This is a genomic window from Bacillus sp. Xin1, assembly GCF_013314535.1.
Lineage (GTDB): Bacteria > Bacillota > Bacilli > Bacillales > Bacillaceae_G > Bacillus_A.
In genome coordinates this window covers 1-276 of record NZ_JABUAE010000201.1, presented here as the reverse complement: position 1 = coordinate 276, position 276 = coordinate 1, and the positions used below count along the sequence as shown (strand labels likewise).

Here is a 276-nt window from a genome sequence, read left to right as displayed (position 1 = left end):
TACTATAAGCCAAAAAATAATGGAAAATATGAAAAATAAAATTAAAGTAATAAGTATCTTTTTTCTTTTTTTGTTCATATATGTGTACTCCCTAATAAATTATAAATATATTTGTTAATTAAATTTGAAATGTATCAAGAATATTATCTTTTTCTTCTTTATTGATTCCAATATATTTAAGTGTAATTTGTGGTGTGCTGTGATTCAATATTTCTTGCAACATAGCGACATCTTTTGTTTATAGAACCAATAACCAAAAGTTTTACGCATAGTGTG

1 pseudogene is annotated in these 276 nt (G+C 22.8%); it reads right to left on the bottom strand.

Annotated elements, in window-relative coordinates:
* Positions 1–118: 118 nt before the first annotated feature.
* Positions 119–276, bottom strand: a pseudogene (locus HRG09_RS28520) (tyrosine-type recombinase/integrase); the annotation flags it as partial.